This window comes from Streptococcus sp. 1449, assembly GCF_013276805.1.
In the GTDB taxonomy this organism is placed as follows: Bacteria; Bacillota; Bacilli; order Lactobacillales; family Streptococcaceae; genus Streptococcus; species Streptococcus pseudopneumoniae.
The window spans coordinates 1-15596 of the sequence record NZ_VMLS01000009.1; the positions used below are offsets into that span (position 1 = coordinate 1).

Genomic DNA, 15596 nt, shown 5'->3' on the forward strand with positions numbered 1-15596 from the left:
TTGAGTACTTTCATCAAGCGTTGAACTCTTTTATGATTTACCAGATAACCACGATTTCTTAGTTCTAAATGAATCCGACGATAACCATAATTTCCCTTATGTTCGATAAAAATGGATTGAATTTCAGCTTTAAGCTCTTGATTCTTATCTAGTTTGTCTAGCTGTTTCAAGTGATAGTAGTAGGTCGAACGAGCTAATTTAATGGCTTTTAGAAGAATATCTAACGAAAAATCAGTCATTAATTCTTGAACAATTTCTGTCTTTCTTCTTTCTCTTTTTCCTCCTTCAATCGGAGTTCTCTTAACTTTTTTAGGATGGCATTCTCCGCTCTCAGGTACTCATTTTCTGCTTGAAGACGTTCTAATTCTGTTCTCTCTTCAGGTCTCTTTTTTGGCTTACGTCCCATTTTAGGTACTCTCCCTCTTATTTTCTCAACAATAGTATACCCGTTTTTCTTGTATTGTGCTAGTCAATTAAGAAGTATCGTACGACTTGGGAGGCCGTATTCAAGAGAAACTCTATCTTTAGTCCAGCCTTCATGTAAGACTTTATGAATCATTTCTTGTTTTAAATCAGGAGAATAGTAACGATTTTTTCCTTTTTTGACGAACTCTATTCCGTAACGATCAATCAATTTAATCATGTACCTAATATTAGAATTGTTTATCCCAAATTTATTTGAAAGCTTCTCTAAGCTATATCCTTGTTTTCTAAGTTCATAGATCTGAACTTTATCATCATGAGTTAATTTCATAATAAAAACACCCCAAAAGTTAGATTTTTTCTGTCTAACTTTTGGGGTGCAGTTCATTCACTAAATTACCGTTTTTTTATTTAAATTCTATTAACTACCTATTACTATTAATTACCCTGAGGCCATCGTTTATAAATTGACCCAAAACGTCAAGTCCGTTATAAATAAAGAGTCCTAAAATTATAGATGAAATAATAATACTTGCACAAATAAAATATGTACGTTTTTTTTCATTCATAATATCGATTACCTCCTAAGTTAGTATAGACTAATAGTTGTATAGACTAATAGTTCCGTTTTGATTAAATGGAACTCTATAATATGATGTACCTCCAATAGTACCTCCAAATGTAAATCCAGCTCCTAACAACTCTGCTTTAACTTGAGCTGAACCACTACTGTTTATAGCTGCTGTTAAAGTACCATTATAAGCATACTTTATACTTGTTGTGGGGTATCCTTTTGGAGACCAAACATCAACGTTTTGTCCTTCAATATATGTGTTTGTAATAGAATTTGTTATTCCTAAGTAATAACCTTGAACTGAGTTAATCTGACGGAAAGAACCCTCATTATATAATTCAATGTTTACACTTAATTGAACTGTAGTTCTAGCAAATGTTGCACTTCTTTTTAATGTATGTGAGGTAACTGTAGCGCGAGAAAGATCTGGGATAAGTTCGATAGTTTCGACAACTTTTCCAGTATCACTATCAAGAACAGTTGCGACTTCTTTGAATCCTGATTTTGAATAGATTACTTCTGGATTAGGGATATTATAATCCAGAAGTAAATGTTAGTTCATTGAATTTTATGACAAGATTATTATTAGTGTCGGCATTTACAGAAATAGGCAAACAAAATAATGCTAAACAACTAAATAATAGAGTAACTAGTATTTTTTCATGACAATCACCTACCATTCTTTCATAACTAAGTTGGATATTAAGAGTTGATAATTATAGTTTGTACATTGGAATCATCTGCTTTCTTATAGGAATATTAATTGAATAAGGCAATTTCTTTAAATTTTATTTAACGTAGTTCCAATAAAAGTTTATTCCTGTAGATGTTGGGTTATCTCTATCTACAGCAATCACGTATTCCAATCCCCAACCATTTCTAGCCGCTGTAAGATACATATCGTCAGATAAATATTTTAAGGCCGAATACACATTACCTATACCAGGGAGCATTCCTACTAGAGTCCCAGCTGGATCACTAGAAAGTGCTATCTCTTTAACTTCTGAAGGACTTAATCTTCGTATAACAGTCCTCATAATAGTTCTATCCATTGAATTTCCTTCAATTTCAACGAAGTTTAAAACATCTTTAGTAATTTGTTCTTGTTCTTCAACACTTAAATTAGATGAATTGAATACATCCTGTAAACTATAAACTTTACTTTCTTCAAGAACAAGTCGCTTAGTCTGGAGTCTTGCATCATGAGATTTTGGTGGGTGTGCCACACTTTGCGCAAAGGCAAGAGACGGTGAAGCGAGACTAAGAGTTAAGATACCTGCAGAAATAGCAACTGCAAAAAATTTAGTAGTTTTCATGAGCTTTTCTCCTTTTTATTTGTATTCACTTACATTTTATCATATAATGTAAGTGTAGTAAAGAAAGAAGGTGTTTTTATGTTAAAAAAATATTTTTCAAAATATAAATGGACTGATTTATTTTGGATACTATTTGTTATTTTGACCTGCCTCTATATAGGTAACCACGATTTGCTTCCTCTCAATCATCAAGAAATCTCTCTTCGAGGTAGTTTCTGGGGGTCTGTACTTGCCTTATATCACTTACTATTCATTGATAAGTTTGTAATTTCGAATCGAAAATAAAGATTAGAATTATGCTTGACTGTGTACTTTTAGGATTTATTTTGGAGGAAGATTTTGTCTCTATTATTTATTATTTTAAATTTGTTTATCTTGTACAAGATCTATTCTTTAAGGCGGGAAAAATCGAAATACTTGATTTATACGGCCTATATCATATTTGGGGCAAATGTACTATATGGTATTCAATGGTTATTAAAAGAACTGGTTTCAAAGATTTCCACTTAATGTGTATAGAAACTATAACAAAACGCATAAGATTAAGGTTTTTGAGCACCTGTTCTTATGCGTTTTCGTAATATTGAAGATTTTCGGTAAGTTTTATACCTTTGGGAAGTATAGTTTAGAGTACTTTCCCAACCAGAATCTCTGCTTCAATGGTAATCTCTGTCAGTTGGCTCCAGTCAATCTTGCTCTGGTCGATGTGAAAGAGGAGAGGGGTCATACTGAGCAGGGCTTGAAGTTGCTCTGCTGTGATAGGCTTAGTCAGAGAGGCCGTTTGGCTAGATAGGATGGTAAAGTGTTCTTGGAAATGATTTTTGATATCTTGGTTGGAATAGTCCTTGTTTGTCAGTTGGTCTTGTACCTTCTGACGGATTTCCTTGAGGTGATTTTCAGTTGGGATAACCTTTATCAAGATACCGTCTTTGGATAAAACGCGACGAAATTCTCCATAGTTGGCAGGCGAAAAGATATCAAGCAGAATGTCCATGCTGGCGTCTTTTATAGGAAGACGAGCCAAGTCACCAACGAACCAATTGACTGCCCAGTTGGGTTCGCTCTTGGCAGCGATTTGGACTGAATCTTTGGAGATGTCAAAGGCATAGAAAGTTTTTTCAGAGTGACTTTCTTGGAGTTTTCGAGAGTAGAAACCTTCGCCACAGCCAATATCCAAGATTGTTGTGGTAGTTTTTGAGCTTGCAAGCAAGTCAGATACAGCATTTAAAATAGCTTGGTAAAAGCCGGCTTCTAGGATTTGTTGCCGGTTTTGAAAGTTTTCCTTGTCGTAGTTGGTAGATTGCTTGATTTGAGGTGCCAGATTGACATAGCCAAATTTAGCCAAGTCAAAAGAATGGCGATTGTTACATTTGAGACTGTTCTCTAGCAGAGTCAGATTTTCTTGACAGATAGGACAGGCAAAGGCAGTCGCAGAAGCAAAACGCTGAAGTTTGGGTTTGAGATTTGTATTCATAGTTTAAGTGTATCAAAAGAGGCAAATGAAAGCAACTTTAGGATGATTTGTAATAGAATTAAATAGTAGTATCATTACTTTTCAAAGTACCAAAATTAAATTGCTTTTATATCCAAAATGCTATATAATAATGATAAGGAGGAAATAAGTATGTTAAAAGAAGTATTAACCGTTGCAAAAGTTGCGAAAAAATCTTCATTATTTTTGGGTGGTGTCGCATTTGGTACCCTTGGTTTGAAAATCTTAGCAAGTAAGGAAGCTAAAAAAGGTTATTCTAAAGCTTTGGCTAAGGCTTACAAGTTGAAAGACGAGCTAGATGCATCTGTTTCTGTTGTGAAGCAACATGGAGACGATGTCTTGCAAGATGCCAAATATTTGTACGAGCAAGAGAAAAAAGAAGAGCAATTAGATAGCCTTATAGGTGAATAATATGTCTTTTAAAGTGCTACATAGAGGATACCAACATATCCGACTATCATCTTCTTTTTCACTTACCTTGGATATTCAAGACTATCTTCGTTCCTTGGCGAGAGATGAAAAGGGGATTGAGTCTATCCAGTTTTACATGGATCAACAGCACTTTACTCTACGCATAAAAGAAGGCTTTTCTGTATTAGATAATGCAGAAGCCTTTTTAAAAAGAATTGATAAAGGGAAAGTTTCTGAGTTGATGACTCTTCCCATTCGTAGAGAAGAGAGTGCTTATTCTATTGTTTCAGGTGCAGCGGTTAAGCGTGTACTTTTTCGTAGTTTTGTGCCGTATCCTATTCGCTATATATGGACTTGTTATCAGGCTTTGGGTTATATTAGAGAAGCCTATCAAACACTAGCGCGTAAGGAACTAACGATGGAAGTCTTGGACTGTTCGGCTATTTTATTGTCTTTGTTTATGAACCAATCCAAGACAGCTAGCAATATCATGTTTATGCTTGATTTGGGGAATCATTTAGATCAGTGGTCCTTGAAAAAAACTGCAACAGATTTAGAACAGAGTCTTCTTGCAAAAGAGAGCGATGTATTCCTAGTACAGGGCGATACGGTTGTTAGTATCAAGAGTTCCGATGTTCAAATAGGAGATGTCTTGATCTTATCTCAAGGAAATGAAATTCTGTTTGATGGGCAAGTAGTTTCAGGTTTAGGTATGGTCAACGAAAGTTCCTTGACAGGAGAGAGTTTTCCAGTTGAAAAAAGAGAGTCTGATTTGGTTTGTGCAAATACAGTATTAGAAACTGGAGAGTTACGCATTCGTGTAACAGATAATCAGATGAACAGCCGTATTTTACAGCTGATTGAGTTGATGAAGAAATCTGAAGAAAACAAGAAAACGAAACAACGCTATTTCATCAAAATGGCGGACAAGGTCGTCAAATATAATTTCTTGGGGGCTGGGCTGACTTACCTATTGACAGGTTCTTTTTCTAAGGCTATTTCTTTCCTATTGGTCGATTTCTCCTGCGCTTTGAAAATCTCTACTCCTGTAGCTTATTTGACAGTTATCAAGGAAGGGTTGAACCGTGAAATGGTGATTAAGGATGGAGATGTTCTGGAGAAATATCTGGAAGTTGATACTTTCTTGTTTGATAAGACAGGAACAATCACAACTAGTTATCCTATAGTTGAAAAGGTGTTACCTTTTGGAGACTATAGTGAGGAAGATATTCTCAGAATCAGTGCCTGTCTTGAGGAACACATTTATCATCCTATTGCTAATGCCATCGTCAAGCAAGCTGAGATAGAGGGAATTGAACATGAGGAAATGCATGGGAAACTCCAATATATCGCAAGCAAGGGGATCAAATCTCATATAGATGGCCAACCAGTTCTTATTGGGAATTATGTCTTGATGCAGGATGAGCAGATTCATATCAGTTCAGAACAAAATGCTTTAATTGAAGAGTACAAGAGTCACTACAATCTCTTATTCTTAGCCTACCAGAATGAATTGATTGGAATGTTCTGTATTCATACTCCTTTGAGAAAAGAAGCAAAAGCAGCCTTGGAGAAACTTAAGGAACAAGGGAAAAAATTGATTCTGGCAACAGGGGACACCTTGGTTAGGACAGAGGAATTAGTCAAAGATTTGCCCTTTGATCAGGTTTATACAGACTTGAAACCTGATGGGAAATTTGAGTTAGTAGAGGAACTGCAGAAAGCAGGTCACACTATTTTGATGGTTGGAGATGGCTTGAATGACTCAGCGGCTCTAACCCTATCAGATATTGGTGTGGTGATGAATGAGAGTGCAGATATTTCTAAGCAGATGAGTGATATCTTATTGTTAGATAATCGTTTGGATTTCTTCCAAGAGTTGGATTGGCTATCATCATCTTTGCAAACACTCATCAAGAAGAATATTCAAGATACCGTTGTCGTAAATAGTAGTTTGATTGGCTTTGGCTTGTTTAATTGGCTCAGTCCTTCAAATCTTTCTATCTTACATAATCTAACAACCTTACGTATTGTACTGCGTAGCCTGTCTATTAAGGGATAGGTGGGGACTATTAACAGCAAAAAGGAGTTACCTTTCTCGAGGGTAACTCCTTTTTTTATAGGTAAATGTTGAACAATTTAGTAAGTTAATACAAAGTATTTTTTCTTTCCACGACGGATAACAGTCAGTTCATTCTCTAACTTATCTGCGTCACTCAAGACATAGTCAAGGTCTTGGATACGGTCGCCGTTGACGTAGATAGCTCCGTTTTGGACATCTTCACGGGCTTGGCGTTTTGAGTTAACCACACCAGATGACACGAGCAGTTCCACGATATTGTGGTTTTCGTCTGCTTGAACTTGGTAGTTTGGCACACCACGAAGTCCTTGTTTAAGTTCTTTAACAGAAAGGTTTTTGATGTTTCCTGCAAAGAGCTGCTCAGTGATGTTGAGGGCTTCTTTGTAGGCTTCTTCGCCGTGAACAAGTGTAACGACTTCACGAGCCAAGACTTTTTGAGCCAAGCGTTCGTGTGGCGCTGCTTCAAATTGTTTACGAATGTCTTCAATCTCATCAAGTGACAAGAAAGTAAAGATCTTCAAGAAGTGAACAGCGTCAGCGTCCATAACATTCATCCAGAATTGGTACATTTCGTATGGAGAGGTCTTTTCAGGATTGAGCCAGACTGCGTTTCCTTCTGATTTACCAAACTTCTTACCAGTTGCATCTGTGATAAGCGGAACTGTGATAACGTGTCCAGTCTTGTCAGCTTTACGACGAAGCAATTCGGTACCAGCTGTCATATTTCCCCACTGGTCAGAACCACCGATTTGAAGAGTGACATTATGGTCTTGGTTAAGGACGAAGAAGTCGTACCCTTGCATGATTTGGTAAGCGAACTCAGTGTAAGAAATCCCTGTTTCAATCCGTTTTTTCACAGACTCCTTACTCATCATGTAGTTGACAGTGAAGTATTTTCCAATATCACGGAGGAAGTCAATGAAGCTGATGCTGCCAAACCAGTCGTAGTTGTTGACCATGACAGCCTTGTTTTCCCCATTTTCAAAGTCAAGAAAACGAGAAAGTTGTCCTTGGATAGACTTGACCCAGCCATCTACTGTGTCTTTTGTTTGGAGACTACGTTCAGCATCTTTGAAGGACGGATCTCCGATGAGACCTGTAGCACCGCCAACGAGCGCATAAGGTTTGTGACCTGCTAGTTGCAAGCGACGACTTGTCAAGATTGCGACAAGATGGCCTAGGTGAAGGCTGTCAGCAGTTGGATCGTAGCCAGTATAATAAGAAACTTGACCTTCTTCTAGGGCTTTACGCAAAGCTTCTTCATCAGTCGTTTGAAAAATCAAACCACGCTCTTTTAGCTCATCAAAAATGTGCATGTGTCTTTTCTCCTTTTTAAAATTATTGTTTCTACCTATTGTATCACAAACTTGGGCAATAGCCTAGCAGAATAGGGAAGAAAGTGGCTATTTTATTGAAAGTTTCCCTTTTGTGGTATAATAGATAGAGTGAGGAAGTCCATGCAAAATCAATTAAATGAATTAAAACGAAAAATGCTGGAATTTTTCCAGCAAAAACAAAAACATAAAAAATCAGCTAGACCTGGCAAGAAAGGTTCAAGTACCAAAAAATCTAAAACCTTAGATAAGTCAGCCGTTTTTCCAGCTATTTTACTGAGTATAAAAGCCTTATTTAACTTACTCTTTGTACTCGGTTTTCTAGGAGGAATGTTGGGAGCTGGGATTGCTTTGGGGTACGGAGTGGCCTTATTTGACAAGGTTCGGGTGCCTCAGACAGAAGAATTGGTACATCAGGTCAAGGACATCTCTTCTATTTCAGAGATTACCTATGCGGATGGGACGGTGATTGCTTCCATAGAGAGTGATTTGTTGCGCACTTCTATCTCATCTGAGCAAATTTCGGAAAATCTGAAGAAGGCTATCATTGCGACGGAAGACGAACACTTTAAAGAACATAAGGGTGTAGTACCCAAGGCGGTGATTCGTGCGACCTTGGGGAAATTTGTAGGTTTGGGTTCCTCTAGTGGGGGTTCAACCTTGACCCAGCAACTGATTAAACAGCAGGTGGTTGGGGATGCGCCGACCTTGGCTCGTAAGGCGACAGAGATTGTGGATGCTCTTGCCTTGGAACGCGCCATGAATAAAGATGAGATTTTAACGACCTATCTCAATGTGGCTCCCTTTGGCCGAAATAATAAGGGGCAGAATATTGCAGGAGCTCAGCAGGCGGCTGAGGGGATTTTCGGTGTCGATGCCAGTCAGTTGACTGTTCCTCAAGCAGCATTTTTAGCAGGACTTCCACAGAGTCCCATTACTTACTCTCCTTATGAAAATACTGGGGAGTTGAAGAGTGATGAAGACCTAGAAATTGGCTTAAGACGGGCTAAGGCAGTTCTTTACAGTATGTATCGTACAGGTGCCTTAAGCAAGGACGAGTATTCTCAGTACAAGGATTATGACCTTAAACAGGACTTTTTACCCTCGGGCACGGTCACAGGAATTTCACGAGACTATTTATACTTTACAACTTTGGCAGAAGCTCAAGAACGTATGTATGACTATCTAGCTCAGAGAGACAATGTCTCCACTAAGGAATTGAAAAATGAGGCAACTCAGAAGTTTTATCGTGATTTGGCAGCCAAGGAAATTGAAAATGGTGGTTATAAGATTACTACTACCATAGACCAGAAAATTCATTCTGCCATGCAAAATGCGGTTGCTGACTATGGCTATCTTTTAGACGATGGAACAGGTCGTGTAGAAGTAGGGAATGTCTTGATGGACAACCAAACAGGTGCTATTCTAGGCTTTGTAGGTGGTCGTAATTATCAAGAAAATCAAAATAATCATGCCTTTGATACCAAACGCTCACCAGCTTCTACTACCAAGCCTTTGCTGGCCTACGGTATTGCTATTGATCAGGGCTTGATGGGAAGCGAAACGATTCTATCTAACTATCCAACAAACTTTGCTAATGGTAATCCGATTATGTATGCTAATAGCAAGGGAACAGGAATGATGACCTTGGGAGAAGCTCTGAACTATTCATGGAATATCCCTGCTTACTGGACCTATCGTATGCTCCGTGAAAAGGGTGTTGATGTCAAGGGTTATATGGAAAAGATGGGTTACGAGATTCCTGAGTACGGTATTGAGAGCCTGCCAATGGGTGGTGGTATTGAAGTCACAGTTGCCCAGCATACTAATGGCTATCAGACCCTAGCTAATAACGGAGTTTATCATCAGAAACATGTGATTTCTAAAATTGAAGCAGCAGATGGTAGAGTGGTGTATGAGTATCAGGATAAACCAGTTCAAGTCTATTCAAAAGCTACTGCGACAATTATGCAGGGCTTGCTGCGAGAAGTTCTATCCTCTCGTGTGACAACAACCTTCAAGACGAATCTGACTGTTTTAAATCCTACTCTGGCTAATGCAGATTGGATTGGGAAGACTGGTACAACCAACCAAGACGAAAATATGTGGCTCATGCTTTCGACACCTAGATTAACCCTAGGTGGCTGGATTGGGCATGATGATAATCATTCATTGTCACGTAGAGCAGGTTATTCCAATAACTCTAATTACATGGCTCATCTGGTAAATGCGATTCAGCAAGCCTCACCAAGCATTTGGGGGAACGAGCGCTTTACTTTAGATCCTAGTGTAGTGAAATCGGAAGTCTTGAAATCAACAGGTCAAAAACCAGGGAAGGTTTCTGTCGAAGGAAAAGAGGTAGATGTTACAGGTTCGACTGTTACCAGCTATTGGGCTAATAAGACAGGAGCGCCAACGACCAGTTATCGCTTTGCTATTGGTGGAAGTGATGCGGATTATCAGAATGCTTGGTCTAGCATCGTGGGGAGTCTACCAACTCCATCAAGCTCCAGCAGCTCAAGTAGTAGTTCTAGCGATAGCAGTAACTCAACTACTACACGACCTTCTTCTTCAAGGGCGAGACGATAATTCTCTAAATGAAGTGGCCAATCAATGGATTGCCACTTTTTTCCTTTCGTGTTACAATAAGGGTATGAATCAGTATCAGAAAAAGATTGTTAACGGAAAAATTTATTCGCTCCTATCCGGCTTAATATGGGGAATCTGTGGAATTTTAGGAGAGTACTTCTTTACTCATTATCAGGTGTCTTCGGGCTGGATTACCTCTATGCGTTTGACACTGGCAGGGAGTCTTGTACTCATTTGGTCTGCAATACAATTAAAATCGCAAGTGCTAGATATTTGGCGAGACAAGAAAAATTACCTGCCCTTTTTAGCCTATGCTATTTTGGGGATTTTTTCAGTTCAGTATTTTTTCTATCTCTGTGTAGAATACTCAAATGCTACGACAGCAACTATTTTACAGTTTATTAGCCCTGTCTTTATCCTCTTTTACAATCGCTTGGTTTATCAAAAACGAGCGTCAAAAAGCGCTGTTTTCTATGTTTTGGTTGCCATGCTGGGTGTTTGCTTGATGGCGACAAAGGGAGATCTCTCTCAGTTATCCATGACACCACTAGCCCTTGTGACGGGCTTACTGAGTGCTATGGGTGTTATGTTTAATGTTATCTTGCCCCAGCCTTTTGCGAAGCGCTATGGTTTTGTACCCACGGTTGGGTGGGGGATGATTTTGGCAGGTTTATTTAGCAATGTTCTCTCGCCAGTGCATCAGCTTTCCTTTACTCTTGATATTTGGAGTATCTTGATTTGTCTCATTATCGCTTTCTTTGGGACGGCTTTTGCTTTTTTTATTTCCATGAAGGCGGTGTCCTTGGTTTCTCCTTTGGTGGTTTCCGTTATCAGTGCCAGTGAACCTCTCTCTTCTGCTCTCTTGAGTGTTTTGTTCTTAGGCCTGGTAGTGGATTGGTCACTCCTTCTAGCTATGGCCTTGATTATTTTACCCATGATATTTTTGTCTATAGAAGAAGCGAAAGAAAGTAGATAAAAAGTCTTTTCTTAATTCTAAAAGTGTGCTATACTAGAATAGTCAATAAAACACGGGGAGATAGTTGTGAAGAGTGTTTTTAGGTTGTATCGGTAGGGGTTTGCTTTTACCGACAGCACGTTTTATCTCACATCCCTAAAAAATCATACCTAAAAACAGACAAAAAGGCTTCAAATTTGAGGCTTTTTTTGGTAGAATAGTTATCATTATAAAGAATGAGAGGTTTTTTTATGACTGCTACAAAAATGAATGCTCAAGAAATTATCCAATTTATCGCTAATGCTGAGAAGAAAACCAGTGTGAAAGTAACTTTTGAGGGACAACTCGCAACTGCTGTACCTAGCTCGGTTGTTAGACTAGGGAATGTTTTATTTGGAGACTGGAAGGACGTGGCTCCGCTTCTCAATGGTTTGGTAGAAAATCAAGACTATGTTGTTGAGCAAGATGCTCGCAATTCTGCAGTTCCTTTGCTAGATAAACGTGCTATCAACGCTCGTATCGAGCCAGGCGCTATTATCCGTGACCAGGTAGAAATTGGTGACAATGCTGTTATCATGATGGGAGCTGTTATCAATATCGGTGCTGAAATCGGTGCAGGAACCATGATTGACATGGGGGCTATCCTTGGTGGCCGTGCCATCGTTGGGAAAAACAGCCACGTTGGTGCAGGTGCAGTTTTAGCAGGTGTGATTGAGCCAGCTAGCGCAGAACCAGTCCGTGTTGGAGACAATGTTCTTATCGGTGCCAATGCAGTGGTTATCGAAGGAGTCCAAATCGGTAGTGGTTCAGTTGTCGCAGCAGGAGCTATCGTTACCCAAGATGTTCCAGAAAATGTAGTAGTAGCAGGTGTTCCAGCTCGAATTATCAAAGAGATTGATGCCCAAACTCAACAAAAAACAGCGCTAGAAGATGCGCTTCGTACCTTGTAATTGTAAAAGAAAAATAGAGGCGGAACCCTTTTCCAGCCTCTTTCTGCTATATGGGAGGATAGATAGATGTTAGATTTGATTCAGATTAGACGAGATTTGCACCAGATTCCAGAGATTGGCTTGGAGGAGATCAAAACTCATGCTTATTTGCTGGATGTGATTGAGAAATTGACTGCGGGCAAGGAGTTTGTTCAAGTTCGTACTTGGCGGACAGGTATTTTGGTTTACTTGCAGGGAAGTCAGCCAGAGCGTACTATTGGTTGGCGGACGGATATTGATGGTCTGCCTATCGTTGAACAAACAGGACTTCCTTTTGCTTCTCAGCATCAAGGTCGCATGCACGCTTGTGGCCATGATTTCCACATGACTATTGCCTTAGGCTGTCTCGAGCGCGCCCTTGAGGAACAACCTAAAAATAATCTACTCTTCCTGTTTCAGCCTGCTGAAGAAAATGAAGCTGGTGGCATGCTCATGTATGAGGATGGTGCTTTTGGAGACTGGTTGCCAGACCAGTTTTATGGGCTTCATGTTCGACCAGATTTGAAGGTTGGTCAGATTGCGACCAATACTCATACACTCTTTGCAGGAACTTGCGAGGTGAAGATCCGTTTCAAAGGAAAAGGAGGACACGCAGCCTTTCCACATGAAGCTAATGACGCCTTGGTGGCAACTAGTTACTTTGTGACCCAGGTGCAGTCAGTTGTCAGCCGCAATGTCAACCCAATAGAGGGAGCAGTGGTGACCTTTGGTCTTTTCCAAGCTGGAACAACCAACAATGTTATCACAGATACAGCCTTTTTGCATGGAACTATTCGGGCCTTGACTCAGGACATGAGTCTCTTGGTACAAAAGCGGGTCAAAACAGTTGCAGAAGGAGTTGCAGCTGCCTTTGATATGGAAGTCGAAGTGGAACTCAAACAAGGTGGATACCTACCTGTTGAGAACCATCCAGCCTTGGCGCGTGAACTAATGGACTTTTTTGAAGAGAAAGACGGAATTGAGTTGATTGATATCGAGCCTGCTATGACAGGCGAGGACTTTGGTTATCTCCTTTCAAAGGTTGATGGCGTGATGTTTTGGCTGGGTATCGATAGTCCCTACGCCCTTCATCACCCTCAGATGGCTCCTAAGGAAGAAGCATTAGCTATTGGGGTGGATGCGGTCTCTAGTTTCCTGAAAAAGAAGGCAGCAGAGTAGAGGGGTTGTCTATGAAATCGGAACTACGCAAGCAAGTCTTGCAAGAAATGAAGGCTATCCCTCGACAGCAAAAACAGTTTATAGACCAAACTTTAACTGAGCGGCTTTTACACCATCCCTTCTACCAAGAAGCCAAGGTCATCGCAACCTATCTCTCTTTTCCGCACGAATTTCAAACGCAGGGATTGATTGAGCAGGCGCTGAGGGACGGCAAGAAGGTTCTGATACCCAAAACCTATTCCAAGGGGCGCATGGACTTTGTGGTCTATGATCTGCAACAACTGGTCAAAACTTCCTTTGGCTTACTGGAACCACAGGGAAATTTAGAAGTGGTAGATGCCTCTCAGATTGATTTGATTCATGTCCCAGGGCTGGCTTTTACGATGGAAGGCTATCGGATTGGCTATGGCGGAGGTTATTATGACCGCTATCTGGAATATTTTTCTGGTCATACTTTGAGTACGATATATCCTTGTCAAATTCAGGACTTTATTCCTGAAAATCATGATATTCCTGTTCAGGAGGTACTGATTGATGAAAGAAATCTTTGATAGGCGTTACCCTGTGACGAGTTTCTTTCTTTTAGTGACGGCCGTGGTATTTCTACTAATGTTGGTAACTACAGGAGGAAACTTTGACAGGGCGGATACTCTATTTCGATTTGGAGCCATGTATGGGCCTGCCATTCGCCTCTTTCCCGAGCAAATTTGGCGTCTCTTTTCGGCTATTTTTGTTCATATTGGGTGGGAGCATTTCATTGTTAATATGCTTTCACTTTATTATCTTGGAAGGCAGGTAGAGGAGATTTTCGGTTCTAAGCAGTTTTTCTTTCTCTATCTTTTATCAGGAATGATGGGCAATCTCTTTGTTTTTGTATTTAGTCCCAAATCCTTAGCAGCAGGTGCATCCACCTCTCTTTATGGTCTATTTGCCGCGATTATCATTCTTCGCTATGCAACTCGTAATCCTTATATCCAACAGCTAGGACAGTCTTATCTGACACTTTTTGTGATTAACATTATTGGAAGTGTTCTGATTCCAGGAATCAGCCTAGCAGGCCATATCGGAGGTGCAGTTGGTGGCGCATTTCTAGCAATTATCTTTCCAGTTAGAGGAGAAAGACGGATGTATAGTGCTAGTCAGAGACTGGTAGCGTTAGTCTTGTTCGTAGGACTCGCAGTCTTACTTCTCTACAAGGGAATGGGATGAAAATTTGTGGAATGAAAAAAGATAAGGCATTTTTTGAACCTTATCTTTTTTATTTTATACTCAATGAAAATCAAAGAGCAAACTAGGAAGCTAACCGCAGGCTATACTTGAGTACGGCAAGGTGAAGCTAACGTGGTTTGAAGAGATTTTCGAAGAGTATTATTCCTTCTCAGCCAATTCTTTTCCCAGTTGGATGAGGTAATCTTTTAAGTCATCTTTGACTTGTGGATGTTTGAGGGCGTAGTCAATAGATGTTTTCATAAATCCAAACTTATCCCCAACGTCGTAACGAGCTCCTGTAAATTCACGGGCAAAAACACGCTGTGTTTTATTGAGCGTATCAATAGCATCAGTAAGTTGGATTTCATTTCCAGCACCAGGAGCTTGCTTTTCGAGGATATCAAAAATCTCAGGTGTGAGTAGATAGCGACCGATGATTGCAAAATCACTTGGTGCATCTTCGGTCGCTGGTTTTTCAACGAAAGTTTCAACGCTATAGAGTCCGTTGATTCCTTCACCTTGAGGAGCAATGACTCCATATGATGAAACGTCTTCGTGTGGTACGGGCATGACAGCAATGGTTGATGCGTGTGTCCGCTCGTAATCCTTCATCAGTTGTTTTGTCAAAGGAACGGCATTCTCATCTGTGATGTCCATAAGGTCATCGCCCAGCATAACAACGAAGGGCTCATTCCCCACAAAAGCTTTGGCTTGTAGGACAGCATCTCCAAGACCACGAGGGTGAGTTTGGCGGATGAAATGAAGGCGCATGCCAGTTGCTTCATCTACTAATTTTAACAGATCTGTTTTACCTTTTTCTTTGAGGTTGTACTCAAGCTCAAAATTTGAATCAAAGTGGTCCTCAATAGAGCGTTTTGATTTACCAGTGACAACCAGAATATCTTCAATACCTGATTTGAGAGCTTCTTCCACGATAAACTGGATAGTTGGTTTGTCTACAATTGGCAACATTTCTTTAGCAAGGGCCTTGGTTGCTGGTAAAAATCGAGTTCCTAGTCCAGCGGCAGGAATGACTGCTTTTCTAACTTTCAGTGCCATAAGAATC

Annotated in this window: 13 protein-coding genes and 1 pseudogene; 9 read left to right on the plus strand and 5 right to left on the minus strand. The window is 39.9% G+C overall.

Annotated elements, in window-relative coordinates; all coding sequences use genetic code 11:
- Both HT687_RS02235 and HT687_RS02240 read right to left on the minus strand, forming a co-directional pair.
- A pseudogene (locus HT687_RS02235) lies at positions 1-754 on the minus strand (IS3 family transposase); the annotation flags it as partial.
- A gap of 1031 nt (positions 755-1785) precedes the next feature.
- Positions 1786-2313 (minus strand): DUF4148 domain-containing protein, encoded by a 528-nt coding sequence (locus tag HT687_RS02240; RefSeq protein WP_000858870.1) that lies wholly within the window; start codon positions 2311-2313, stop codon positions 1786-1788.
- A gap of 78 nt (positions 2314-2391) precedes the next feature.
- On the opposite strand from HT687_RS02240, the gene HT687_RS12295 reads away from it, so the two are divergent.
- The gene (locus HT687_RS12295; RefSeq protein ID WP_054388471.1) at positions 2392-2598 is read left to right on the plus strand and encodes a hypothetical protein; all 207 of its coding nucleotides are present in this window, start codon (positions 2392-2394) and stop codon (positions 2596-2598) included.
- A gap of 340 nt (positions 2599-2938) precedes the next feature.
- Here HT687_RS12295 and HT687_RS02245 read toward each other — a convergent pair whose 3' ends face one another.
- Complete coding sequence (locus HT687_RS02245) at positions 2939-3787, minus strand: putative RNA methyltransferase (protein ID WP_054388470.1); 849 nt, start codon at positions 3785-3787, stop codon at positions 2939-2941.
- A 150-nt stretch (positions 3788-3937) separates the two neighbouring features.
- Here HT687_RS02245 and HT687_RS02250 point away from each other — a divergent pair, with 150 nt between their 5' ends.
- Both HT687_RS02250 and HT687_RS02255 read left to right on the plus strand, forming a co-directional pair.
- Positions 3938-4216, plus strand: a complete 279-nt coding sequence (locus HT687_RS02250; RefSeq protein WP_000910909.1) for a DUF6110 family protein — start codon at positions 3938-3940, stop codon at positions 4214-4216.
- Between the two features lies 1 nt (position 4217).
- Positions 4218-6278: a heavy metal translocating P-type ATPase gene (locus tag HT687_RS02255; RefSeq protein ID WP_054388469.1), complete on the plus strand. Its 2061-nt coding sequence runs from the start codon at positions 4218-4220 to the stop codon at positions 6276-6278.
- A gap of 77 nt (positions 6279-6355) precedes the next feature.
- On the opposite strand, the gene tyrS is transcribed toward HT687_RS02255, so the two are convergent.
- A complete protein-coding gene (gene tyrS / locus HT687_RS02260; RefSeq protein ID WP_172924068.1) occupies positions 6356-7612 on the minus strand; it encodes a tyrosine--tRNA ligase in 1257 nt (418 codons plus the stop codon).
- 141 nt (positions 7613-7753) lie between these two features.
- Between tyrS and pbp1b the strand changes: the two genes are divergently transcribed.
- From pbp1b to HT687_RS02290, 6 genes are all read left to right on the plus strand, one after another.
- Positions 7754-10219 carry a penicillin-binding protein PBP1B gene (gene pbp1b, locus HT687_RS02265; RefSeq protein WP_054388468.1) on the plus strand — a complete coding sequence of 822 codons (2466 nt, stop codon included), beginning with the start codon at positions 7754-7756 and terminating at the stop codon, positions 10217-10219.
- 64 nt (positions 10220-10283) lie between these two features.
- Complete coding sequence (locus HT687_RS02270) at positions 10284-11195, plus strand: DMT family transporter (RefSeq protein WP_054388467.1); 912 nt, start codon at positions 10284-10286, stop codon at positions 11193-11195.
- Positions 11196-11425: 230 nt separating this feature from the next.
- Positions 11426-12124: a 2,3,4,5-tetrahydropyridine-2,6-dicarboxylate N-acetyltransferase gene (gene dapD, locus HT687_RS02275; protein WP_000127477.1), complete on the plus strand. Its 699-nt coding sequence runs from the start codon at positions 11426-11428 to the stop codon at positions 12122-12124.
- Positions 12125-12190: 66 nt separating this feature from the next.
- On the plus strand, positions 12191-13321 hold the full coding sequence (locus HT687_RS02280; protein ID WP_023935347.1) for an N-acetyldiaminopimelate deacetylase: 1131 nt from the start codon (positions 12191-12193) through the stop codon (positions 13319-13321).
- Positions 13322-13332: 11 nt separating this feature from the next.
- On the plus strand, positions 13333-13872 hold the full coding sequence (locus HT687_RS02285) for a 5-formyltetrahydrofolate cyclo-ligase (RefSeq protein WP_023935345.1): 540 nt from the start codon (positions 13333-13335) through the stop codon (positions 13870-13872).
- Complete coding sequence (locus tag HT687_RS02290; protein ID WP_000658506.1) at positions 13856-14530, plus strand: rhomboid family intramembrane serine protease; 675 nt, start codon at positions 13856-13858, stop codon at positions 14528-14530. Before HT687_RS02285 ends, HT687_RS02290 begins: the two co-directional genes overlap by 17 nt.
- Before the next feature lie 159 nt (positions 14531-14689).
- Here the strand turns inward: HT687_RS02290 and galU are convergent, their stop codons facing one another.
- The gene (gene galU, locus HT687_RS02295; protein ID WP_001185620.1) at positions 14690-15589 is read right to left on the minus strand and encodes a UTP--glucose-1-phosphate uridylyltransferase GalU; all 900 of its coding nucleotides are present in this window, start codon (positions 15587-15589) and stop codon (positions 14690-14692) included.
- Positions 15590-15596 lie beyond the last annotated feature (7 nt).